The sequence below is a fragment of the Corynebacterium auriscanis genome, from assembly GCF_030408435.1.
Classification (GTDB): domain Bacteria; phylum Actinomycetota; class Actinomycetes; order Mycobacteriales; family Mycobacteriaceae; genus Corynebacterium; species Corynebacterium auriscanis.
Genome location: NZ_CP047046.1, coordinates 228,524 through 252,584, shown reverse-complemented (window position 1 = coordinate 252,584; position 24,061 = coordinate 228,524). Strand labels below are relative to the sequence as shown.

The window sequence follows — 24,061 nt, the reverse complement described above, 5'->3', positions numbered from 1 at the left end:
AACTCAAGGATTGATCACCATGGTTGACACTTCAGAAGGCACCTTAAGGCGCGATGCGGAAACCACCGCGCCCACCTACTCCGGTGGAACCGGGGGTTCCTACAATGCCGAGAACTCGGACCACTCCACCGGTCGATTGCTGCTGGTGTGGGACGCGCCGAATATCGACATGGGCCTCGGGTCCATTCTGGGCAGCCGTCCTACGGCCTCCCACCGCCCGCGTTTCGATGCGGTCGGTCGCTGGCTACTGGAACGCGCCGATGAGTTGGCCGTGGAGTTCGACGGTCCGGTTGAACCCGAAGCCACCGTCTTCACCAACATTGCTGAAGGCAGCGCCGACCTGGTTCGCCCCTGGGTAGAGGCCCTACGCAACGTAGGCTTTGCCGTTTTCGCCAAGCCCAAGCTGACGGAGGATTCCGATGTGGATCCCGACATGCTGGAACACATCCGCCTGCGTCACGCACAAGGCAACCTCGACGGAGTAGTGGTAGCCAGCGCCGATGGACAAAACTTCCAAGAGTTCCTCGAAGAACTAGCCGAGGAAATCCCCGTCACCGTCCTGGGATTCCAAGAGCACACCACGTGGGCGCTTGGTAGCGATTCGCTGGAGTTCATCGATCTAGAAGACATCTCCGGAGTTTTCCGCGAACCCTTGCCTCGTGTGAACCTGGACAATCTGCCGGATGGTGGTGCATGGCTGCAGCCATTCCGCCCGCTATCAGCACTGCTGGATTAGCCCTCCGAGAACTATTCCCGTACCACTCCGAGGTTTACGCTTGACGTAGCTTCCGGATTTATCCTGCACAACACTGGAAAGGAACCCACAGTGTTTAGCACTTGGGGCGATGTTGCCTACCGCTTCCGCCGAATTATCCCCTTTGTGATCATTTTGGCGATTGTTGCGCTCTACGCCGTCTTCGGGTTGAAACTCGGCGAGAGAATGAGCCAAGAGGGCTGGGATGACCCGCACTCCCAATCCACGCGTGCCGCACAGATCGAGCAAGACGTGTTCGGTCGCGACGCGCGCAGCGACGTCATCATTTTGGTCACCGGTGACAAGCCGGGGGCTGCGGTGGATGAAGGCGTCAAAAAAGAAATGGCAGCCCAGCTGAAAAAGCTGAAGGACGACCACCCAGACCAAGTGGCAGCCGTCAGTTCCGTGTACACCGGCGGCCCGCGCGCATTGGCCAAGGAAGATGGGTCAGCCACGTTTACTTCGGTGAGTTTGCAGGGAGTGGCCGAGGATGTGCTGAAGAACTACCGCGTTATTGAGGACGAGCTACACCACATTCAAGCACCGGGTGTGCAGGTAGAAATCGCTGGTGCCACCGCGGTTTCCGGGGCGCTGGATAAAGGGATGGCCGAGGATATCTCCCGCGCCGAGCTGTACGCGCTCCCGGCCGTGGGTGTGCTGTTGCTGCTGGTTTTCGGGGGTGTGATTGCGGCCTTCATGCCGTTGCTGGTGGGCGTTCTTTCCATTTTGGGTTCCATGGGCGTGCTCGCTATTTTGGCCGACGCCACGCAGATCAACGTCTTCGCTCAGTCCGTAGTGACCTTGCTGGGCCTGGGTCTAGCTATTGATTACGGCTTGTTCATGGTGTCGCGTTTCCGCGAGGAGCTGGCGGAAGGCAACGACGTTCCCACAGCCGTGCGCAACACCACGGCAACCGCGGGTAAAACCGTAGTGTTTTCCGCGGCGATGGTAGCCGTAGCGTTATCCGGGTTGTTGATCTTCCCGCAGGCATTTCTTAAGTCCGTAGCCTTTGGTGCCATGAGCGCGGTGGGATTGGCCGCGCTGCTGAGTGTGGCTGTGTTGCCCAGCATCTTCGCGCTGCTGGGGAAGAACATCGACAAGTGGTCGATCCGACGAAAGACCCAAAGCCGCCATGAGGTTGTCGATGGATTCTGGGGTAAGGTGCCCGCGTTTGCGATGCGCCACTCCAAGAAGGTGACGTTCCTGGTAGTCGTGGCTCTGTTGGCGCTGACTGTGCCGATCGCGGGGATCAAGCTGGGCGGAATCAATGAGACATACCTACCGCCGGATAATGAAACGCGTGTAGCGCAATCACACTTCGACCAGGAATTCCCGCAGTTCCGTACCGACCCTATCAAGCTAGTCATCAAGGGCGACGGTGCCGCAGTGGGCCAGGTGTTCCAAGAAGCCAACCAGCTGCAGGGCCTGACTGCGCCATTCCAAGTCACCCAACCCACCAAAGACGGGGTGACGGTGCTGGGCACGGGCATTAAAGACCGTGACGATTACAGCGATATCGTTCACCAGCTAGAGGACCTCAAGGTCGATGGCGCCGAGGTGTACGTGGCGGGCACGCCAGCACTGGAGGTCGAATCGATTTCCGCGTTGTTCGAGAAGCTGCCGTGGATGCTGTTGTACATCGTGGTTGTCAGCTTTGTCCTTATGGCGCTGATCTTTGGTTCGCTGATCATCCCCGCCAAGGCCGTGATCATGAACATCCTGGGTACCGGCGCCACCTTGGGTGTGCTGACCTTGCTATTCGTGGACGGAGTGGGTGCGGACCTGTTTAACTACACAGCCGGGCCATTGATGTCCCCGATCTTGGTGCTGATCGTAGCGATCATCTTCGGCCTGTCAACGGACTACGAGGTGTTCCTGGTTTCCCGCATGGTGGAAGCCCGCGCACGCGGTGCCTCTACCAACGAGGCCATCCGGTTCGGTACGGCCACCACGGGTGCCATCATTACCGCGGCCGCACTGATCATGATTGTGGTGTGTGGGGCCTTCGGGTTCTCCTCCATCGTCATGATGAAGTACATCGCCTTCGGCATGGTCATCGCCCTTATTTTGGACGCCACGGTGATCCGCATGCTGCTGGTGCCCGCTGTGATGCACCTCTTGCGCGAGGACAGCTGGTGGGCACCGGCCTGGGTCAAGAAGCTCTCCGAAAAGGTCGGGCATAACGAGCAACTATCCGGTACATCCGGCACGCACCCGCTGCAACCGGAGCCTGCGGGTGCTGGGGTTGAGGAGGCGCGTGGGGGCGTCGAACCAAAGAAGGCAACACAGCAATACGTGACTGCAGGAACCGTCAACGCACATAGTGGCGCTGGGTCGACCGAGGGGGCACAGCAACACGTAACGGCAGATGCTGACCAGCCACGCGAGAGCGCTGGGACGACCGAGGAGGCACAGCAACACGTAACGGCAGATGCTGACCAGCCACGCGAGAGCGCTGGAACGACCGAGGGGGCACGGCGCGCGGCGCGTTCCACCGCCCCGGCGCGTATCCCTGAGCGGCCTGTGCAGCGACATGAGCGTACGTTGCCGTTCCACGAGCTGATGGAGCGTATGCAGCGGCAACAGGCAGAGCGTAAGGCTGCGCAGGAGGCAGCGGGGGACACGACTCAGGACGATGCTGGGCAGGAAACACCGTTGAACGGTGCTGGGCGGGAAAATGCGCAGCACCCGAAGCTGGAGCGCCGGCCCCTCCCCCAACCTGATAACCAACAGGATCAACGCCCCGCGCCCAAAGACAAGCGGTAGCGTAGGCACATTGCTGACGGTTCCATCGGCGTGCCGACCCTACGGGCTAGCTATCGTGCTACACAATCGATGGGACCGTAAGGAAGCAACGCACTTCAAGAATGTGCGAACGAAGGAAGGAGGATGCGCCGTTGAGCCAGAGTAAGGGCAAAGCGATTCTCGCCTTCCTCCGCCGGCCATGGGTGCGGGCGGTGCTTTCTTTACTGCTGTTGGTAGCGATCTTGGTGGCGGCCCGCGACCAGCTGCACTTCATCGGCGATGGTTGGCGCGAGATGATTCGCGCGGACGATCGCTGGCTGTGGGAAGCAGCAGCCATGATGGGGCTGGCCATGCTGGCTCAGGCCGAGGTGATGGTGGTGTTGATGCGCTCGGCCGGGGTAAAAGTAAGCCGGTTGCGCGTGAACGCACTGGGGTTGGCAGCGAACTCGGTTTCCTCCACTTTCCCCGGTGGTCCCGCAATCTCTGCGGCGATGATCTTCCGCGAGCAGATGAAATGGGGCGCAACGGCCGTCATCTCCAGCTGGTACCTAGTGCTGTCTGGGGTTTTGGCTGGTGGCGGTATGGCGCTGTTAGCGATTGGTGCTGTTTTCTTTATCGGGAGGAAATTTGATCTCAGCACAGCCCTATTCAGCCTGGCGGCGTTAGTGATATTGGCATTGGCAACCAACTGGGTCGCATCTCATCCACATGAGATGGAACGGTGGTTACGTGCACGTCTGCGCGCCTACAACCGGTGGCGCCACAAGCCTGTAGATCGCTTCGAAGAAAAATTAGTTGGCCTGGCAGAGCAGCTTTCCACAGTGCAATTGCCCCTCCCCAGGCTGGCGATCAGCATCACTGCTTCTATGGCCAAGTGGGTTTTCGAGATTCTGTGTCTGCTGGGGTGCATCTATGCCGTGGGGGCGGAACCACCGATCGCAGGTGTGGTGTTGAGTTTCCTCGCGGCGAAACTGGTGGGTCAAGCCCAAGTCACCCCTGGTGGTTTAGGACCAGTCGATGTGGCGTTGACAACAAGCCTCGTAGGTGTGGCTTCCATGACCTCCGTGCAGGCTTTCGCCAGCGTGATCTGCTTCCGCATGATCAGTTTTGTGGGACTGACCATCGTGGGCTGGATCGTCTTTTTCACCGCTCAGTTTTCCAAGGTCGCCAAAGACGGGATGACGGGCGAATCAGCTGCGCCCATGCAAGGCACCACTGATGCGGACGCGGGCACTACGGCACGTGCAGCGTCGGTAAGCGATACCAGCGCAGGCGGCACTGATGCGATTGCAACCGCAAGTGCGGAGACAAGCGCAGCCGATTCCACCACGAAGACCAACGGGGCCATCCCGACGGTGGATGGCACTATCCGCGACGGTCGGTAAACTCACCAAACATGGACAACGCCAATTCTGTTCCTGACCCTTCAACCACCACTGCGGGCAACTCCGCAGCTGCTGCCGGACACGCTGGAACTTCTAGCAACGCGTCCACCACTGCCGACCGCGCCGCCACACCACACAACCGCGCCCGCGTGGAGCGCGGGGCACACCCCCGGACCTCGCCTGCGCCTGCTCTACTGATGGACATTCTGGGCGTGGCGCTGTTCGCCCTGTTCGCACGGGTGGCCCACCAATCGGAGGACATGCCACTCAGCGTTGCAGGGTGGCTGCAAACCCTATGGCCCTTCCTCATCGGCACCGCTTTGGGCTGGCTGTTGCTGGCCATTACGGGGAAGACCGCGCGCGCAACATCCATGGGCAGCGGCGTAATTGTGTGGCTGTGCACCGTCGTCGCGGGCCTAGCGATCTGGGGTCTGCGTCACGGGGGCGTACCTCACTGGTCATTCATGCTCGTCGCCAGCATTATGGGCGCACTTTTATTGTTGGGGTGGCGCGTTATCACCGGCATGCGCGCTCGTCGCGCGGCGCTGGGCGTCGATAAATAAGCAACCAAACCACCCCCGACAGCGGTAGGTTAACAAGAAATACACCTTGGCGAAACCGGCAGTTCGATTCCTTTTCCTACAGTAAGCAAGTCAATCACTGCACGTTTTCTGCTGAGGAGAATGCCATGGGCCTGAAGGGGCTTAACCTACTGAAGAACATGGACTTTACGTCCGGCCGTTCCCACCGCACCTGTGTGTACAAGTGTGGAGATGCCTGCTCTAAGCCAGTTCCGAACGAATCCGACAACACTTACTTCGGTGACATTGTCAAGGCCACCTTCAGTCGCCGCTCTGCGCTGCGCGCTGGTGGCGCTGCAATGGTGACCGTCGGTGGCGCGTCCTTCTTGGCCGCGTGCTCGGACGACAAGGGCTCTTCCGCTGGCTCCAGCAGCTCCACAGCCAGCGCCTCCGAATCCGCGAAGGACGTGGCAACTCCGCAGGGCCTGAACTTCGACATGGTGGAACCAAACACCAAGGACGAAGTTGTCGTACCCAAGGGCTACTCCAGCGATATTGTGCTGCGCTGGGGCGACCCTGTCGTAGAGGGCGCACCGAAGTTCGACATCGACAACCAGACCGCAGAAGCTGCCGAGAAGCAGTACGGCTTCAACAACGATTTCGCCGCGCTGCTGCCCATTGAGGGCGAAAAGAACCGCTTCCTGCTGGTGTGCAACCACGAGTACACCACCCCGCAGCAGATGTTCCGGGAGTACGACGCAAAGAAGCCAACCAAAGAACAAGTCGCGATCGAGCTGGCCAACCACGGCATGAGCGTTGTCGAAGTCGAAGGCAACGACAAGGACGGTCGCCTGAAGCCCGTCATGGGCAAGTACAATCGTCGTATTCACGGCAACACCGAGTTCGAACTACGCGGCCCAGTGGCTGGCCACGAGCTGGTGAAAACCGAGAAAGACCCCTCTGGCAAGACCGTTTTGGGCACCTTCAACAACTGCTCCGGTGGCGTCACCCCATGGGGCACTGTGCTCTCCGGTGAGGAGAACATCGACCAGTACTTCGCCGGTGGCGAAGAAGTCAAGGACGAGAAGGTCCGCAAGCATCTCAAGCGCTACGGCATCGAAGACAAGGAAACCGCGCGGAAGTGGGAGCGCTTCGATGACCGCTTCGACGTGCGCAAAGAGCCAAACGAGCCAAACCGATTCAACTGGGTAGTGGAAATCAACCCTTGGGATCCCACATCCACCCCTGTCAAGCACACCGCTTTGGGCCGTTTCAAGCACGAGGGTGCGAACATTCACGTCACCAACGACGGCACAGTAGTGGCTTACTCCGGCGACGACTCCCGCTTCGAATACATCTACAAGTTCGTTTCTTCACGCAAGGTTCGCAGTGGCAAGACCGATGCAGACCGCGCCGAGAACATGAAGATCCTCGACGAAGGCACCTTGTACGTTGGCACTTTCGAGGGCAACTCCAAGGACTTCAAGGAATCCGGCAAGTTGCCAGAGGACGGCAAGTACGACGGCACCGGTAAGTGGATCAAACTGGCCACCGCCAAGGCCGACGGTAGCGTGGAAAGCCACGTTAATGGCATGACCGGCGAAGAGGTTCTGGTCTACACCCGAGAAGCCGGCGATAAGGTTGGTGCCACCAAGATGGACCGTCCAGAGGACATCGAGCCACACCCAACTACCGGTAAGGTCTACTGTGCCCTGACCAACAACAAGTACCGTGGCGCCGATCGCCCAGACAAGGACGACGCTCCCATCGCCGAGGTCGCTCCCATCAAGGAAAACAAGAACGGCCTGGTCCTGGAGATCGAGGACAACCACACTGGCGAAGACATGAAGTGGAACCTGCTGCTGGTGTGTGGTGATCCATCCGAGGCAGAAACCTACTTCGGTGGTTTCGATAAGTCCAAGGTTTCCCCAATCTCCTGCCCAGACAACGTCACCTTCGATTCCTTCGGCAACCTGTGGATCTCCACCGATGGTAATGCGCTGAAGTCCAACGATGGCCTGTTCGCAGTGGCGCTGGAAGGCGATGCTCGTGGCTTGACCAAGCAGTTCCTCACCGTGCCCGTCGGCGCGGAAACCTGCGGACCGCTGGTCTTCGAAAAGCGCGCTTTAGTCAACGTCCAACACCCTGGTGAGGACGATGATGAGAATGCCAAGCTGGAAGATGCCAAGTCCCACTGGCCAGATGGAGGCAAGAACGCTCCTCGGCCCTCCACCGTTGTGGTCTGGAAGGACGACTTCGGCACCATCGGTGCTTAGGCATTCTGGCTCGTTGGCGCCTTAACTCGCTAGCGTCCTGAACTCGCCGGCGCCTTTAACCCGCCGGCGTCTGTAGTTCGCCAGCACCTTTTAACTCGACGCCGACGCGCCACCCGCCAGCCGATCCGTCACAAAGTTTCGGAATGCATCGGCTGCGGGGGCCGGTGAGGTGCCCGGCAACCATACGATGCCCAACTCCCTCTCACGGGTCTCCGTGAGAGGGAGCATTGTTATGCCCGAAATCACCAAGTTCGGATCTCCAAGGGGCAGAATTGCCACCCCCAAGCCAGCGGAAACCAGTCCCGCGAGTGTGGTCAACTCCATCGACTCGAACACCAACCGTGGCCGGAATCCCGCCGCGGCTGTGAGATCATCGAGCAACATCCGCGTGCCATAGCCTTCCAGCATGGCAATGAACGGTTCCGCCTCCGCTTCTGCGATGCTGATGGATTTCCGCCCCGCCCACCGGTGGTTATCGGGAACGGCCAAAGCCAAACGCTGTGTAGTCAGCTGCACCCAGTTGAGCTCTCCCGCGTCCACGAACCCTGCGGGTTTCGGCCCGACCAATGCTAAATCGGCGGAACGATCCAAGACGTGATCAATCAACGTCTGCGCCGCGCCTTGCACCAATTTGAATTCCACCTGCGGATGCAATTCGCGGTAGGAGCGCAACAGATCCGGCACCATCCACGTGCCCAGCGAATGCATGAAGTCCAAACGCACTGTGCCTTTTTCGGGGTCCATCAGCCGGTGTACCTCGGCTACACCGCGCTCCCAGCTCTCGAGTGCGTCACGGGTATGTGCGGCCAATGCCCGCCCACATTCGTTGAGGATGAGGTGCCGTCCCCTGCGGTCAAACAGCTCCGCGTTCACTTCCTCCTCCAGCGCGGACAACCTTCGGGACAAAGCGGATTGACTCACTCCCAGGCTGAGCGCCGAGTCCACCATGTTCTGGCTTACCGCGAGGTCAAGGAACCATTCCAAGTGCTTCATGATGGTTCATTCTGACACAAAAGTTATGCGCATTACTGGACTAAACGATTATTTCATTGCATTATGCGAAACACCGCAGATGGCGCACAATCGACTACATGCATTCCGACAGAGTTACCCCGGCCGACCCCCGATACCGTCGCGCCCTCATCGCAGCACTGTGCGCGGGTTTGGCTTCCTTCAACGCTCTGTATGCCACCCAAGCTATTCTGCCCGCACTATCCGACTCGTTCCAGGTCTCCCCCACAATCACCGCGCTGACGGTCTCAGCAACCACGGGCGCGTTGGCCTTGACGGTGTTGCCGGCGGGTGTGGTGAGCGAAAGGTTTGGTCGCCGCCGAGTGATTCAGGTATCCGCGTTGGCAGCGACCGCTTTATCCCTCCTGTTGTGTTGCATGCCCAGCATTCAGGCGATTATCGGGCTGCGCTTTTTGCAAGGTATCGCCGTCGCGGGCGTGCCTGCGGTGGTCATGACCTACCTGGCCGAGGAAATCGATGGGCGTTATCTACCGCGCGTGATGGGTTTCTACATCTCCGGCACGACCTTGGGTGGGCTGTTGGGTCGCCTCATACCGGGCATCGCGCTGGACTTCATGGGCTGGCGGCAGGCGGTGCTGCTCAGCGCCGTTTTTGCCGTCGCTATGGCAATAATCACCGCGACCGTCATCCCGCCCCAACGGACGTTTCAACCGAAGGCCATCACGTGGCGTCACGAGCTCTCAGCGATCAGCGGCCATCTGCATAACCCCGTACTTTTACGTCTTTTCGCATTGCCGTTCTTGCTGATGGGCGTGTTCGTCAGTCTGTACAACTACCTGAGTTTCCGCCTTATCGAAAGTTTCGGCCTGCCCGCTTCTTTAGCAGCCCTCACCTTCGTGATGTACCTATCGGGTACCTGGTCTTCGGCCCGCGCGGGTGCGTTGGTCTCCAAGTGGGGCAGGGCGCGGGTGGTCGCCAGCTCGTCTCTTCTGGCTGCGGTGGGGCTCGCGGTGCTTTTTATTCCGACGCTACCTTCCACGCTCCTAGGTTCCCTGTTATTTACGGCAGCATTCTTTGCTGCGCACTCCGCAGCCTCCGCATGGGTAGGTGAAATCGCCACTCACGATCGGGCGGAAGCTTCCAGCCTGTATGTGTTCAGCTACTACTTGGGTTCGTCGCTGATGGGATGGTTCTCCGGATACTTCTTCCACGCTGGATGGGCGGTTTTCGTGACCTGGATTGTGGTGGTCGTCAGCGTGTCGTTCCTCATTGCGTTGTCGCTGTCCAAGCAGGGCAATACTAGGAAATCTGGAAGCTAAAAGAGATTATTCTTTTATTCTCCAGACGTGCAATTTGCAAAACGATACTATGCACATATGGGATACACACGTAAACTTCGTTTCGCCGGCGTCTTGGGCGCTGGGCTCCTCGCCACTGCCGGCATGGGAGTCGCTGTTGCGCAAGGCGGCGTTTCAGCCAACTTGGCCTTGTCCAACACGATTTTTAACATGAAAGTCGGCACCCTCGATGGTGAAGGGTTCAACCTATTCACGGATTCCGACAAGCTTCATACTGGCCAAGAGGCAGTTTCGCGCCTGAAAATCAAGAACGCGCGGGTGTCCGATGTCTGTATGACTGCCCCAGTCAAAATCCCAGGCATGGGTGATAAGCGCTTCCAGATGCTGGTTCCCGGTGATAACTTCACCGCAAAAAACATGGTCATCGCCGCCACGGACATTGGCGGCGCCTTGACGTTGGAGAAACCACAGATTGGTGTGGATGCCAGCCAGCTGGATGACAAGGCGGAGCCCGGTTCATGGGGCCTAACTGCCCAGCGCATTATCGCCAAAGGCCAGACCATTTCCACCTCGTCCCTTTCTGCTGACCAGCTGACTGCTGGTGGCAGCAAAATCTCCCTAGTCAATCCAGATGACGCAGCCTGCTAAAACTGACCTAGAGAAAACCACCAACCGCTTCACCCGTTGGCGCAAAGCCCGCCCTTTTGCCGCTGGCCTATTCATGATTCTTTCCGGAATCATCATGATCACCCCGGCGTACCTCAGTTTTGAGGTATCCAATATCGTGATCCAGGTCGCCACAATCTCGGGCGTGTCCACGCTACTGATCGGCGCGTTGTTAATCACCTGTGGCCTAATGTGCTGGTTCAAGGCCGAAACACGGCTCCTCGCAGGTGTGGCCGCCATGATTTTGGGCATTGTCGCGCTACCACTATCCAACATTGGTGGCTTTGTGATCGGCACACTGTGTGCCCTGATTGGTGGCGCCCTGGCCCTATCATGGGCCCCGGGCCAGAGGGACCGTGGCGGCGTCGATAAAGAATCCACAGAAAAAGCAGCGGATCAGGAGGAAACGGCAGAGCAAGCAGCCGATGCCCCCGTGACGAAGAACACCGCGACAGAGGAATTCGAGGCTCACAATGGCTAAGTTATCTAGGCGCAAAACTATCGCCGGTGGGGTGATGGTCGCCGCAGGTGTGTTCGGCATCGGTGCTGCTGCAGCCCCCGAAGCTTTGGCGCAGCTTCAGCTACCCGGTTTACCTCCAATTAATGTGCCGGGCGCTCCTGGTACCAACCCCGGCACCAAGCCTCGGCAACAGAACGCTCCGGGAGGGCCGAAGCAGGGCAACCAGAACGGCCAGCAGAGCCCGCAGGATCGTCATCCACGTAAGCAACAGACGAACCCGCTCCCCGGTTTGCCGGCGTTGCCACCACCACCGCGATTACCTAAACCTCCGGCGTTCAAACCGCCGGAGATTCCTGAGCGCTACCACATGGATCTCACACCACCGGGCCCCATTCCGGGTATGAAGGCACTGCAAAACGGCACATTCACGATTAAATCCGATGAAACTGCCCTGCTAGGCAAGGTGAAGCTGTCACTGGTGCAGCAGCAGACTCCGCAGGGGTTGCAGCCAGCCATCCGCATTGATGCAAATAAGGCCGTACTGAAGAACCTGCGCGTGGACTTTCCGGATTCGCGGAAATCCGCGGCGGCCGGTGGCGATATCTGGCAACGCACCGGTGTGGGACAAACGACCGTATTGGAGGGCAACTTCCACATTGTTGTCTCCAAGCTAACCGTTACCCCTCGCCTAGCCGGGGTGCCACTTTTTCCTCTCACCATCGACGCCACCATGGCGCCAAAGCAGATTCAAAAAGAGGCCAAAAAAATCGGCCTTGGTAATCCAGACGCCCTTTCGGAGCAGCTGGTGATGCTCAACGGCACCATGGACACGTACTTCGTGAAAGCCGATCGGTTGGTAGCGGGGGCGGGCAACCGGATCGGCTAGCTAGCACTGTGACAACTGCAGCCTTGGAAAGCAGGTCCCCCTGCGCCCAAGGCACTACTTGCCCCCCAAAATCGGCTAGCTAGCACTGTGACTACTGCAGCCTTGGAAAGCAGGTCCCCTGCGCCCATGGCACTACTTGCCCCCCGAAGTCGGCTAGCTAGCACTGTGACTACTGCAGCGCAGCACCAATCTGCTTCGCTGCGTTGGTCACACCGGTGTGGGACATGTGCATGGTCAGGTTGTAGCGCGGGGTTTGGTTATCTAGAACACCGGCAACCCATGCCTTGCCACCTGGCTGGCAGGTATCGTGCCCACGGGTGGTGCGGTGCAGGTCCACGAACACGCCACCGTTGCGCTGAGCAGCATCGTGGGACTGGCGCCACAGCTGGCGCTCGGCTTCCTTCACGATGGGGAATGGAGCCTCAATAGGTGGCAAACCGTTAGGGCGAATCAGGCACAGGCCAGCGCGCTCGTTAGTCAGGTGCGGGTAGCTGACGAACTGAATGCGGGCGCCTGGAGCTACGCGCTTGATCTTCGCAGCGATGCGGTCGTAAGAACGCGCAGCCGCACGGTTGTCGATCGGAGCGGTAGTGCGGTACGTGTCGTTAGCACCAACCATGATGGGCACATTGCGGGTGTTGCGGTTGAGCTTGCCGTCGCGGATAGCCTGATCCAAGCGAGCCTCCAGTGGCTCGCGCCCCAGGTACAGTTCCTTGCCGTTGCACGAGTAGTCATCAACGCGCGCACCAGTCAGGCGGGACAGCTCCGTAGCAACACGGAAGGAGCCCTGAATACACTTTGGGCCGCCCTTGGTTCGCGCTTCGAAAAGCTGCTGGAAAGAAGTGTTTGCAAAGTAGGAATCACCAAGCAACACGGTGTTTCCAGGAGCTGCTTGAGCGGCAGGAGCTACACCCATGACGGCACCGGCTGCAGCCACCGAAGCAGTAAGAATACGAGCAAATTTTTTCATGATTTTCTCCAATTGAATTTAGGCCTCATTAATTCTAGCTGTTGAGGCACAAAATAGTTAGACGTTCGGAAGCATTCGGGGCATAACCTTGCCCGTTGGGTTGCGCGGAAGCTCGTCCATAAACGTCACTTCGCGGGGCACAGAGTGTTCCGCAAGATGCGTGTGGACCCATTCCTGGATAGATTCCTTGGTCAGCGCCTCACCCTCCGGGCTATCCTCGCGGACCACCCATACGGCCATGCGCTTGAACGTTTCCTCGTCATCCACACCCATGGCAAACAGGTCGCGGATACCCGGCATCGGCGCCAACACTTCCTCAACACTGCGCGGGTAGACGTTTTCACCACCGACGATGATCATGTCATCCGCGCGGCCGAGCACGAACAACCGTCCCTCGTCGTCGAGGTAACCACGATCACCGATCTCTAGCAGGCCGCGTTGAATGTTCATGGTGTCCCGCTCGTTGGCGTAACGCCGCATGGACAAAGTGCCACGCGCGAAGATCCGGCCCGGAGTGTTCCGTGGCAACACATTGCCTTCGTCATCAAGGATCTTGACCCGGACACCACGCACGGGACGGCCAGCCATAGCCGGACGATCGACCAGCTCTTCCTTCTTCGCAATGGCTACCACACTGTTTTCGGTTGAACCGTAGAAGTTGCACACAATAGGCCCGAACTGCTGATGTAGCCCACGGATCAGGTCCTCGTGCATTGCATTGCCAGAGGACACGATAAACTCCAAGCTCGAGGTATCGTAGTTCCCCTTTTGGGCGACCTTCAGCTGTTCTTTAATGAAAATCGGCGAAGTAATGATGCCGTTGACCTTGTAGCGCTCGGCATCCTCCATGGCCTGGACGGGATCGAACACACGACGCAGCACTACGGTCGCGCGGTGAGCAAATATCAAATTGATGTTTGCCCAACCCCAGGAGTGGAACATCGAAGCTGTTTGCTGAACCATTATCTCCGCACGCCAAGGAATCCAGGTCACCAGATCAGCAATGGGCGTAGGGATGAGGGGCTCCCGGTTCACCACGGCCTTCGGTGTACCAGAGGTTCCGGAGCTCATGATGACAATCATGCCGCGCTTCGGGATGACGGGTAGCTTCTCCTGCTCCTCCGTAGGAGCTTCCTCGATGATCTGCTGGAAGGTCTTCCACTCCGGATTCGGCGCCTTGGGCTGATGTAAGTCCTGCGCGTGTCCGACAATCACCTGGGCGCGCGTGTAATCCGCGGGCAGATGCCCGGCGAATTCCTCATCGATGATGAGCGTATGCACATCGAGCTCTTCAATGGTCTTCTGCAGCTGAATAGGGCTAGATGCCGGATTCAGCAAACAAATATTCGCGCCGATGAACCCCTTGGCAATCAATGGGTAAAGAATGACGCGGGAGTTACGCGCCATCACCGCAATGTTCTTCTCCGGCCCCAGCCCCATGCGCTGCAGAGCCCGGGCGAATGCCTCGGTCTTTTGCCGCACCTGGGCATAAGTGAGCTCACCCATGTCATCGATAATGGCCGTGCGATTCGGCGCAACCTCAGCTGCGTACCACGCCTGCCGGGCCGCGGTGAAGCCGTAACGCGTAATGCTTTCCACAAGCTTTTTCTTCATCCGCAGGCCACCGCCCTTGACCACCGCACCCGAATTCAATGCGGTACCTACACCCGTGGCGATAGCATGAACCTCCGCCCATGCGGCTTCACCAAAATACTTAAGGTTTTGCAGCTTGCCTGCAGTTTGCATCTTGCCCGGCATAAATGCCCTTCTAGTCGGGGAGTTGTACACAATCGTCGCTGTGCGCGGCTATCCGAAAACAGCGCGCTAACCACGCACCTCCGGGGTAACGCAAGCCATGCGACACTACGCTTCCCCCATCGGCGGACTACACGATTACGTTACACCGCCTAAGTTTCCCTTACGTCACATCTGTCACATTAGTTACTTTGCGTTACTCGACGCCACGCATCGCCTGCCCCCATCCCCCATGGCCCACGGGCGAAAACTAGGTGGCGTCGAGATAAAAAGAGCACCCTCTGGCGCCCCACCCCCGCAGCTACATAGGTGGAATGTTGTGCTTCTTCACTGGTTCCAGAACCGTTTTATTGCGCAGCTGCCGCATCGCTTGGCGAAGACGAACGCGCGTATCCTGCGGCTCAATCACCGCGTCTAGGTAGCCACGTTCAGCGGCCACATAAGGACTGGTCATGTTTGCGTTATAGAAATCCACGAACATCTTCTTGGCAAGCGGGCGCTGCTCCGGTGGCATTGCCGCAAGCTGCTTGCCCTGCATCATGACCACCGCAGCCTCCGCACCCATCACGGCAATCTGCGCGGTGGGCCACGCCAAGTTGATATCCGTACCCATGTTCTTGGAACCCATGACAGCATAACCGCCACCGAAAGCCTTACGAACCACCACGGTCACCTTGGGAACATCTGCTTCCAAAGTGGCAAAACCCAGCTTTGCACCACGGTGGATCAGACCCAGCTTCTCCTGCTCCACGCCCGGCATGTACCCAGGAGTATCTACAACCCACACAATCGGAATGTTGTAGGCATCACAAATACGAATGAAGCGCGCGGCCTTATCTGCCGCATCGGCATCCAAGCACCCCGCCAACACCATCGGCTGGTTCGCCACAACACCCACGCTGCGGCCATCCACGCGCGCGAATGCCGTCACCACGTTGGAGCCGTAATCGTCCTGAACCTCCAACACATTATCGTCATCGAAAATGCGCAGCAGCACATCCATGATGTCGTAGCCTGCATTCGGATCATCGGGAATAATGTCGCTGAGCTCATAATCGCGCTCAGTCAGTTCATCCGACGGTGCCCAGTATTCCTGGGGATCATCGAAAACGCTCGACGGCAGAAACTCCATGAGGTCCTTCACGTAGTTAAAGGCCTCCTCCTCGCTCCCAGCAACATAAGAGACGTTACCGTTGCGAGCTTGCTGGCGAGCCCCGCCCAGCTCCTCCATGCTGACCTTTTCGCCAGTCACAGACTCGATAACAGCCGGGCCAGTCACAAACATCTGCGTACGCCCTTCCACAGCAATCACAAAGTCCGTGGTTACCGGCGCATACACCGCGCCACCAGCCGAGGGCCCCAGCAGGATGGAAATCTGCGGGCTTTGGCCACTCAACGGCAACTGGCGACGCGCGATCTCGGAGTACATCGCCAGGGACGTCACCGCGTCCTGAATACGCGCACCACCGGAATCATTAATTCCGATTACTGGGCAGCCAATGCGCGTGGCCATGTCCATAACTTCCATGACCTTTTTGCCGAAGGTCTCACCCACCGAGCCACCATAAACGGACTTGTCGTGGGCATACACGGCCACAGCGCGCCCATTGACACGACCATAACCAGTCACCACGCCATCGCCGTAGGGAGCCTCCTTATCTCCCGGTGTGCGTCCGAGCGCTCCGATTTCCGTAAAGGACCCCTCGTCCAATAACGCATCAATACGCTGGCGCGGAGTGGTGAAACCGGCCTCATCGCGCTTAGCCTTGGCTTTCTCCGAACCCGGATCCTGCGCCATGTCCAGGCGCTCTTGCAGCCCCCTCAACTTATCGGCGGTAGTTTCCGTCACTGGGTTTCCTTCCGGTGGTTTCACGTTATTGTGCTTCTTTTATTCTCTGTCCACGCCTCAAGCCCGCGGCGCTGCCTGCAGTCGGTTCCGTAGATTTCGGGCCATTGTGCTTCTTTTATTCTCTGTCCACGCCTCAAGCCCGTGGCGCTGCCTGCAGTCGGTTCCGTAAATTTCGGGCCATTGTGCTTCTCTTATTTTCTGTCCACGCCTCAAGCCCGCGGCGTTGCCTGGGTGTTAGCGCTTCAAGTCTTCCTCAATCTGCTGAGCCAGTACCTTACCGACCTTGCCGATTTCTGGTTCATCCACAATCGCCAAGTGGTCGCCATTGAGGTGCACGATCTTTAGATCATCCACGATCTGTGCCCATCCACCATCTTCGGCAACCTCCGCATATGCAGGTTCCAATTCAATGGCGCCGTCGTGCATTCGCTCGGCACGGAACAACGTTACCGGCGCAGACACCGCTGCCCACTGGCTGAAATCAAGGGATTCCAAGATGCGGTTATCCACAAAGCTGGCCCGCTGGTGCTCCAGCACTCCCGCTGGCAGGCCCAATCCGCCGACTTCCGGAGAGGTAAGGAACTGCTGGAACATGGTGAGCATCACACCCTCGCCGTGCTCATCCAGCAGGTCGTGCGGCACTTCGAGCGGCAAGCCGTAGGTGCGGCGAGCGAATTCCGCGTAGCGGTCCCACCGCTTATGCATCTCTTCCTTGGTATCCGGAGCTGGATTCTTCGGCTGTACGGTATCCAACAAGACAATGCGGGAGATCTCTACGGTAGGTTCACCGCGCTCGGCACGTTGCGCAAACTGGTTGGCAACCTCGTACGCCAGCGCACCACCAAAGCTCCAACCGCCAAGAACCACCGGCCTGCCAGCAGAGTACTCAATAATCTCGTCCAGATACTGCGCTGCTCGGTCGCTGAGTTCACCCTCTAAGCGCTCCACACCGTATACAGGAATGTCTGCAGGTAGTCGGCGCATCAACGGCTGGAATACCACGGAGGATCCGCCCGCGGGATGGAAGAGGAATACGCTGGGCTTGCGAGGTGCATCCGAGTCCTCCCCCGAGTTAGCGCCCTCAGCGCCACTGCCAGAGGCACCATCCTCGCGGGCCCGCAGCACACGAATGTTGCCTTCCACGGCGGTCTCCAATTTCGCGCGCACCAGATCAGCCAACGGTTCCATAGAGTCCGCGTTCTGCACATCTTGGGCGGTGATTTCTCCACCCGAACGGTCGCTCAATCGCTCCGCCAACTCTGCAGCCTTCTCATCGGAGATCTCCGGCAATGGGCTGGTAACACCCGGCGCAGCCTTTCCCGTGACCTTCGCCCAAGTTGCAAACACCAAGCGTTCGCTGGCATCACGAGGGGCCACGCCACCTGCAGCGGCAGTGTAATCCGAGGTCTTCTCTGAACCGGCAGTGCCCTTCTGGTCGCCGGCTGCAGTGCTCTTCTGGTCGCCAGCTACAGTGTCCTTCTGGTCACCAGCGGCAGCGTCATCTGCACCAGTGCTGTCGGTGGTGGGGTTCGCGCCCTTTTCCGCCACCATGCGCTCCACCATCGTGATCACGTCATCGACCGAGCCATCGCGCAGGGTCTGCACCTGCAGCGGCGGCAAATCAAAATCGTATTCCACGCGGTTCTTGATGCGCATGCCCATGAGGGAGTCCAGCCCCAAATCAATCAAAGGCAACTCGCCCGGCAAATCTTCCACGTCGTAACCCATGGATTCACCCACGATCGAACGCAGACGATCCGCTACAGATTCACCCGATTCTGGGCTCCACCGCATGGCATCGGTATCTACCTCAGGCAGAGCATGATTCTTGGTTCCCACACCAGTAGCCCTTCCACCAGTCGCTGCGCCAGCATTTGCCCCGGAACCCCCGCCGGGCTTCTCCCCCGCCGGGGGATTAGCGCCATCAAAGGACGCACCAGCCGGGGAGGCCTTGGCGTCGGATAAGGAACTACCCGGCGCGGCCACAGCCAACGTGCTAACGAACGCCTCGCCCACCAGTGGCATGGCGGAGCTTGTCTCGGCGTCGTAGACCTCCACCGACCATCCCCCCAGGCTTTTGGTAGCCATCGCCGTCAAGGAACCCGCACTTGGCAAGACCGCGTGCTCTTCGCTGGCCACAACCTGCGCACCAGGCGCGACCTGTTCCGCCACGGCTTCAGCCATAGCCAGCACGCTCGGCACCAGATCAGCCCCCACGGAAAACGCCACGCGGCCGTCCGGCAGATCCACGCGTACACCGGGCAGACCAGCTACCCCACCCGAAGCCGGGCGGGCATTGGTCCAATGGCGCTGCAGATTCCAGCGCACTCCCGGCACCGTCGCAGTCGCACCAAAAGGGCCGACCAAGGCCTTCAGGTCCACATCGCTGCCCTGCACGTACAATTCCGCAAGGCAATTTGCCACGGTCTCACCCGCCGGTTCCTTGCGCTTAAGCAAGAACAACAGCTTGGAATCGGATGCATCATGTGCGAAGGAATTGTTCATCAGCGGCATCAACGCCACCGGGTTCGGGCTGATTTCCACGAACGTGCGGAATCCATCGTCGAACTGTTGGCCCGTCGCATCGCGGAACCACACCGGCTGCCGGGTGCAACGAACAAAGTAATCGGCATCGTGCAACGTTTCACCCGGGCGGTAAACCCGGCCACGATCCACGGTGGAATACAGCGGAGTGTGGATCGGACGTGGCTGAATATCACCGATCTCGAAGTGCAATTCACCCAAGATCGGATCCAGCATGGACGTGTGCCCCGCACCCTTCACGGGCAGCAGGCGGGCAAACATGCCCTCGCTTTCTAGGTGCTCCACCAGTTTCGCCACGGGCTCGCGCGGACCACCCACGGTAGTCATGCCGGGCGCGGCGTAGACCGCGGGCTCAACCTTTGCAAATTCGGGATGCTCGCTGGTGAAGGTAGCCAGTTCCTCCACACCGAATTCCACCACGGCCATTGCACCCTGCTTGTCCTCCGGCAGGTTCTGCTCGCCTTCGCCCATGAGGCGGGAACGGTGGCAGGCAACCAGTACGGCATCTTCCTTGGACAGACCACCCACTGCAAAAGCCGCGGCGATCTCACCCATCGACTGCCCCACAACCGCGCTGGGCTTCACACCCAGATGCTGTAACAGTTCAGTCAGCGCAATCTGGATACACGTGATTCCCACCTGAGCGGATTCAGTATCGAAGTCTTGGTCATCATCGAGGATCTTCTCCACCAAGGACCAACCGGATTCGCGCTGAACCACCTCATCCAATTCCCGCAGCCGTGCCGCGAAGAATGGGGACATCTCGTACAATTCCTTGCCCATTTTGCGGTGTTGGGAGCCGAACCCGGAATACACCCACACAGGGCCGGTCGTCGACGGTGAATCCGCCGACTTCACATGCGCCCCGCTGCGCTTGTCAGCCAATCGTCGCAGTCCGTCAATTGCCTGGTCGAAGTCGCCGGCCAGGATCGCACCACGCGAACGGCCATGGTTCCGGCCAGCCAGTGCACGCGCAACGGATTCCAGCGTCACGCCCTCAGAATCCCGGTTTTCTTCCAACCAGGTGGCGAGGTCTTCAGCGGCCTGGCGTCGACGAGAAGGCAACAGGCCGGATACGGGCAGGATGTACTTTTGCTCGACGCCCTCATCCGCCACCAGTGCGCCACCTGCCGGGGTCACATCGTCAGCGAGTTCGGGCTGCTGCGCCTCCGGCGCGGTGATGACCACGTGCGCGTTGGTTCCACCAAAGCCGAATCCGGACACGCCCGCCACGGGACGGCCGGAGTATGCAGGCCATTCCCGCGCGTCCTCCACAACTTCCAGGTGCGCGCCGTCAAAATCGATGTACGGGTTAGGGCCCGCGTAGTTCAGTGATGGCGGGATCATGCCGTGCTCCATGGCCTTGACCACCTTGATCACGCCCGCCACGCCCGCTGCCGCTTCGGTGTGACCGAAGTTCGTCTTGGCACTACCCAGCAGCAGCGGGTTCGCAGCATCGCGTGGGCCGGACAGCACCGCACCCAGGGCCGTGGCTTCAATGGGATCACCCAAGATCGTGCCGGTGCCGTGTGCCTCCACATAATCCACGTGCGTGGGCGAAATGCCGGCGTCCGTGTACGCCGCGCGCAGGACGTCTACCTGCGCGTCCGGGTTCGGGGCGGTGAGACCGTTGGAACGGCCATCGGAATTCACGGCCGAACCCTTAATGACCGCCAAGACCTTATCCCCATCACGGCGGGCATCGGACAGGCGCTTCAGCACGACCACGCCCGCGCCATCGGAGCGAACGATTCCGTCCGCATCATCGGAGAATGCGTGGATCTTACCAGTGGGGCTCAGCACCCCGAGCTCGGAAAACGCCACCGTACCGAACGGATTGGAAAGGATGTTCACACCACCAGCGATGGCCACGGTGGAATCCCCATCACGTAGAGAACGAACGGCTTGGTGAATAGATACCAGGGACGCCGAGCAGGCCGTATCCACCGAAATCGATGGCCCGCGGAAGTCAAAAGCATAAGAGATACGGTTGGCAATAATGGCCGAAGAGTTACCGGTCAACGCGTAAGGGTGCGCTTCCGTGGGATCCGCGGAAATCAACATCCCGTAATCGTTGTTGTTGGATGCCATAAACACCCCCACCGGCAGCCCGCGCAACTGGTTGGCTGGAATGCCCGCGTTCTCTAGGGCCTCCCACGTCAATTGCAAAACAATGCGCTGCTGGGGGTCCATGTTGGCAGCTTCCACCGGAGATAGGCCGAAGAACTCGGCATCGAAAGCCGCGATGTCTTCCAAGTATCCGCCCGTAAGCACCGCCTCTTCCATCCGGCGGGTCATTTCCTTATCACCGGCGTACTCCGACCAACGGCCCGCGGGCAATTCTCCTACCCCGCTGCGGTAGCCCAAGAACATCTCCCACATTTCGTCGGCGCTATTAGCGCCTGGGTAACGGCCAGCCACGCCGACAATGGCCACATCACGATCGTCGGGGCTCAATGCCTGCCCGGAAGCACCACCTTGGGCGGGGAAGAAAGCGGCGTCGGAAGAAATAGAACCGCGACCGTTGATAAGGTAATCGGCCAGTGCGGCAATGGAGTTGAACTCGTAGGCAACGGTGGCATCAAGGCTTTGACCGGTTAGGCGCTCCAGATCGCCCGAGAGGATAACGACATCGCGGGAGGAAAGGCCGAATTCCTCCATCGAACGGTCGTCCGTGATCTGCTGCGGGGACAAGCCGGTAGTCTTCGCCACCCAGTCCCGCAACCACTGCCGCATCTCGGAGATGCTGGTGGGGCGGTTATTCGAGGATGCAGAGCCGACTGTGAGATTGTCCTCCATAGGGAACCGCGATGTCCTTTCGTGTAACTTGCGTGTTTTTAACTTGCGTGTATTTTCCGCTTCGCCAGTAATCGTTCAACAAAAACTATAGAAGCTATTTTTCGTCAGTAACAGTGTAGGGGCACGCAATGGTGCCTCCGTTATGCAACCGCGGGCGGAGCCAACAATGAAACAACGTGACGCCCAACAGCCCCCTTTGCAGTGGACAGCTGGCCGCCACGTGGCGCGTAATTAGTCGAACTTTCCGTCCAGGTAAGCCTTAGCCGCTACGCGACGAGCGATCTTGTGAGCGCTGGAACGTGGGATTCCGCCAGGAGCCACGATCCGAATATCCTGTGGCTGCACTCCGTGAACCTTGGTGACGGCTGCGCGGATCGCATCAACCGCGGCAGCATCGCCATCTTCGGATGCCTCCGGATCGCGTTCTGCGATAACAACTAGGCCTTCGATGTTTTCTGCTTCCACAGCGAAAGCGGCGATGACGGCTGCAGCGGTCTGATCCTGCGCCTCGTCAGCCGTGGCTTCGATGTCCTGCGGGTAGTGGTTGCGGCCGGCCACGATGATGAGGTCCTTGAGGCGACCAGTGATATACAACTGGCCGTCCAGAACCACGGCCAGGTCACCGGTGCGCATCCAGTTGTCCTCGGGCGCATCGCCGGTAGCTGACCCCTCGGTCAGACGGTTGGCCTGCGGAAGGTGGTTGCGGAAGGTCTCCCGCGTCTCGTCCTCGCGGTTCAGGTAACCAGCTGCCATGTTTTCACCGTGCACCCAGATTTCACCGACGGTGCCTTCGGGTAGCTCTTTCCCAGTTTCGGGATCCACGATGGCCATGACCTGCGGACTACATACCTGCCCCAGGGACATCAAAGGCATTGCCTTGCTGTCAGCTTGCGCCAACTCTTCAGCCTTGCCATTCGCCAGGTGTTCACGATCGAACCACTTGGTCAGTGGGCGATCCTCGGTCTGTGGGGTGGTGACAATCAGGGTAGCTTCGGCCAGACCGTAAGACGGACGCAGAGTCTGGCGATTCAAACCATAGTTAGAAAACAGCTCCACGAACTTTTCCACCGTGCTGTTGTGCACTGGCTCCGAGCCGTTGATGATGCCGTCCAAGCGGGAGAGGTCCAGGTTCTCCAAACCGGGGGTTTTCGCGGGATCTGCGTAGCGAACTGCCATTTCCAGCGCGAAGTTGGGTACCACGGTATACGTATTTTCCTCATCATCGCGCTTGTTGAGCTGCTTGAGCCAGCGGGAGGGGTCCTGGATGAAGTCGCGTGGGCTCATCAGGTCAAACGGCACACCCAAGATGATGACGAATGCCGCGAGGATCACGCCCATATCGTGGTGCAGCGGCAGCCACGTCACCAGTCGCATCGGGGGCTTAAGGTTGGCGGCAGCGAAGATCTGCAACACGTTAGTCACGATGGACTTGTGCGTGAGAACAACACCGGCGGGAGTGCGGGTGGAGCCCGACGTGTACTGCAGGAAAGCCTCATCGCTGCTCTTCGGCGCCAACTCCGGGTTAGACATGTAGGTCATCATGGGGTTGACCCACTCCTCGGCCAAGGAATCCGGAAGCGCATCCACGGTCAGCACCCGGGGGCGTTCTGCGGCAGCTACACCGGCGAAGTGCTGGCGAACAGCTGAGGCGGACTGCTTATTAGTCAGCACCACCTTGGGCTCGGATGAACCCAACACCGCAGTGAGGTGCCCCGTGTGGCCGGGTTCGTTGGGATCATATAGCGGAACCGGCGCCATCTTGGCGTACATGGCGCCCAAGAAGGCGTACATGTACTCCGGAGAGTTGTTGGCGAGGATGGCTACGCGATCACCGGGCTCGGCAACCTGCTGCAGACGCACGCACACGGCCTTGATGCGGGTGTTGACCTCCGAACGACTGACCTCTCGCAATGCACCTTCGCGGGATCCGCTGAAGTCCCAGTAACGGATCAACACGTCATCGGCTGTGCCCTCCATTTGGGCCATGGTGTAGAGCATTTCGCACATGCCGGACAAAGTGAGCTGGTCAGGAACATTGATATTCCCTTGCTCGTCATAGAATTGCTTCATTGCGGACTGAATGTCCATGCCACATCCCTTGGTTATCGAACAGAAAACTACTGGTTTTATCTAGTGAAACATATCGTGGACCCGTCCGTCTGCGTTACTCGTGTGAAACGT

At 59.1% G+C, this 24,061-nt stretch carries 15 protein-coding genes; 9 read left to right on the top strand and 6 right to left on the bottom strand.

From position 1 onward, the window contains the following. Nucleotides 1-19 precede the first annotated feature (19 nt). The 5 genes from CAURIC_RS01040 to CAURIC_RS01020 all read left to right on the top strand — a co-directional run bounded on the left by CAURIC_RS01040 (nucleotide 20) and on the right by CAURIC_RS01020 (nucleotide 7,681). On the top strand, nucleotides 20-736 hold the full coding sequence (locus CAURIC_RS01040) for an NYN domain-containing protein (protein WP_035115917.1): 717 nt from the start codon (nucleotides 20-22) through the stop codon (nucleotides 734-736). Between the two features lie 90 nt (nucleotides 737-826). Continuing rightward, complete coding sequence (locus tag CAURIC_RS01035) at nucleotides 827-3,520, top strand: MMPL family transporter (RefSeq protein ID WP_084588252.1); 2,694 nt, start codon at nucleotides 827-829, stop codon at nucleotides 3,518-3,520. A gap of 131 nt (nucleotides 3,521-3,651) precedes the next feature. Further along, a complete protein-coding gene (locus CAURIC_RS01030) occupies nucleotides 3,652-4,884 on the top strand; it encodes a lysylphosphatidylglycerol synthase transmembrane domain-containing protein (protein ID WP_235700829.1) in 1,233 nt (410 codons plus the stop codon). An 11-nt stretch (nucleotides 4,885-4,895) separates the two neighbouring features. Next, on the top strand, nucleotides 4,896-5,447 hold the full coding sequence (locus CAURIC_RS01025) for a DUF3054 domain-containing protein (RefSeq protein ID WP_235700830.1): 552 nt from the start codon (nucleotides 4,896-4,898) through the stop codon (nucleotides 5,445-5,447). Nucleotides 5,448-5,572: 125 nt separating this feature from the next. Beyond that, entirely contained in the window at nucleotides 5,573-7,681 is a 2,109-nt protein-coding gene (locus tag CAURIC_RS01020) for a PhoX family protein (RefSeq protein ID WP_035115919.1), read from the top strand. A 90-nt stretch (nucleotides 7,682-7,771) separates the two neighbouring features. Here the strand turns inward: CAURIC_RS01020 and CAURIC_RS01015 are convergent, their stop codons facing one another. Then, a complete protein-coding gene (locus tag CAURIC_RS01015) occupies nucleotides 7,772-8,674 on the bottom strand; it encodes a LysR family transcriptional regulator (RefSeq protein WP_282939395.1) in 903 nt (300 codons plus the stop codon). 98 nt (nucleotides 8,675-8,772) lie between these two features. On the opposite strand from CAURIC_RS01015, the gene CAURIC_RS01010 reads away from it, so the two are divergent. The 4 genes from CAURIC_RS01010 to CAURIC_RS00995 are packed head-to-tail and all read left to right on the top strand — an operon-like array spanning nucleotide 8,773 to nucleotide 11,963. Next, the gene (locus tag CAURIC_RS01010) at nucleotides 8,773-9,972 is read left to right on the top strand and encodes an MFS transporter (protein ID WP_290183007.1); all 1,200 of its coding nucleotides are present in this window, start codon (nucleotides 8,773-8,775) and stop codon (nucleotides 9,970-9,972) included. Between the two features lie 57 nt (nucleotides 9,973-10,029). Further along, nucleotides 10,030-10,599, top strand: a complete 570-nt coding sequence (locus tag CAURIC_RS01005) for a DUF6230 family protein (RefSeq protein ID WP_035115922.1) — start codon at nucleotides 10,030-10,032, stop codon at nucleotides 10,597-10,599. Beyond that, nucleotides 10,583-11,098 carry a DUF6114 domain-containing protein gene (locus CAURIC_RS01000; RefSeq protein ID WP_290183005.1) on the top strand — a complete coding sequence of 172 codons (516 nt, stop codon included), beginning with the start codon at nucleotides 10,583-10,585 and terminating at the stop codon, nucleotides 11,096-11,098. Before CAURIC_RS01005 ends, CAURIC_RS01000 begins: the two co-directional genes overlap by 17 nt. Then, complete coding sequence (locus CAURIC_RS00995; protein WP_290183003.1) at nucleotides 11,091-11,963, top strand: hypothetical protein; 873 nt, start codon at nucleotides 11,091-11,093, stop codon at nucleotides 11,961-11,963. The genes CAURIC_RS01000 and CAURIC_RS00995 overlap by 8 nt, the downstream gene beginning before the upstream one ends. Nucleotides 11,964-12,132: 169 nt before the next feature. Here CAURIC_RS00995 and CAURIC_RS00990 read toward each other — a convergent pair whose 3' ends face one another. The 5 genes from CAURIC_RS00990 to CAURIC_RS00970 all read right to left on the bottom strand — a co-directional run bounded on the left by CAURIC_RS00990 (nucleotide 12,133) and on the right by CAURIC_RS00970 (nucleotide 23,968). Then, on the bottom strand, nucleotides 12,133-12,933 hold the full coding sequence (locus CAURIC_RS00990; RefSeq protein ID WP_035115924.1) for an SGNH/GDSL hydrolase family protein: 801 nt from the start codon (nucleotides 12,931-12,933) through the stop codon (nucleotides 12,133-12,135). Nucleotides 12,934-12,990: 57 nt separating this feature from the next. Then, the gene (locus CAURIC_RS00985) at nucleotides 12,991-14,691 is read right to left on the bottom strand and encodes an AMP-binding protein (RefSeq protein WP_035115926.1); all 1,701 of its coding nucleotides are present in this window, start codon (nucleotides 14,689-14,691) and stop codon (nucleotides 12,991-12,993) included. A 298-nt stretch (nucleotides 14,692-14,989) separates the two neighbouring features. Further along, entirely contained in the window at nucleotides 14,990-16,486 is a 1,497-nt protein-coding gene (locus tag CAURIC_RS00980; protein WP_084588260.1) for an acyl-CoA carboxylase subunit beta, read from the bottom strand. Between the two features lie 285 nt (nucleotides 16,487-16,771). After that, nucleotides 16,772-21,880: a polyketide synthase Pks13 gene (pks13, locus tag CAURIC_RS00975; RefSeq protein WP_290182998.1), complete on the bottom strand. Its 5,109-nt coding sequence runs from the start codon at nucleotides 21,878-21,880 to the stop codon at nucleotides 16,772-16,774. A gap of 231 nt (nucleotides 21,881-22,111) precedes the next feature. Beyond that, nucleotides 22,112-23,968, bottom strand: coding sequence for a FadD32-like long-chain-fatty-acid--AMP ligase (locus CAURIC_RS00970; RefSeq protein WP_035115930.1), 1,857 nt, complete (start codon nucleotides 23,966-23,968; stop codon nucleotides 22,112-22,114). Nucleotides 23,969-24,061: the final 93 nt, after the last annotated feature.

Coding starts and splice junctions, on each gene's coding strand:
- CAURIC_RS00990 (WP_035115924.1), bottom strand. CDS start 12,933: ATGAAAAAATTTGCTCGTATTCTTACTGCTTCGGTGGCTGCAGCCGGT.
- CAURIC_RS01025 (WP_235700830.1), top strand. CDS start 4,896: ATGGACAACGCCAATTCTGTTCCTGACCCTTCAACCACCACTGCGGGC.
- CAURIC_RS01005 (WP_035115922.1), top strand. CDS start 10,030: ATGGGATACACACGTAAACTTCGTTTCGCCGGCGTCTTGGGCGCTGGG.
- CAURIC_RS01040 (WP_035115917.1), top strand. CDS start 20: ATGGTTGACACTTCAGAAGGCACCTTAAGGCGCGATGCGGAAACCACC.
- CAURIC_RS00970 (WP_035115930.1), bottom strand. CDS start 23,968: ATGGACATTCAGTCCGCAATGAAGCAATTCTATGACGAGCAAGGGAAT.
- CAURIC_RS00995 (WP_290183003.1), top strand. CDS start 11,091: ATGGCTAAGTTATCTAGGCGCAAAACTATCGCCGGTGGGGTGATGGTC.
- CAURIC_RS01000 (WP_290183005.1), top strand. CDS start 10,583: ATGACGCAGCCTGCTAAAACTGACCTAGAGAAAACCACCAACCGCTTC.
- CAURIC_RS01020 (WP_035115919.1), top strand. CDS start 5,573: ATGGGCCTGAAGGGGCTTAACCTACTGAAGAACATGGACTTTACGTCC.
- CAURIC_RS00985 (WP_035115926.1), bottom strand. CDS start 14,691: ATGCCGGGCAAGATGCAAACTGCAGGCAAGCTGCAAAACCTTAAGTAT.
- CAURIC_RS00980 (WP_084588260.1), bottom strand. CDS start 16,486: ATGGCGCAGGATCCGGGTTCGGAGAAAGCCAAGGCTAAGCGCGATGAG.
- pks13 (WP_290182998.1), bottom strand. CDS start 21,880: ATGGAGGACAATCTCACAGTCGGCTCTGCATCCTCGAATAACCGCCCC.
- CAURIC_RS01010 (WP_290183007.1), top strand. CDS start 8,773: ATGCATTCCGACAGAGTTACCCCGGCCGACCCCCGATACCGTCGCGCC.
- CAURIC_RS01015 (WP_282939395.1), bottom strand. CDS start 8,674: ATGAAGCACTTGGAATGGTTCCTTGACCTCGCGGTAAGCCAGAACATG.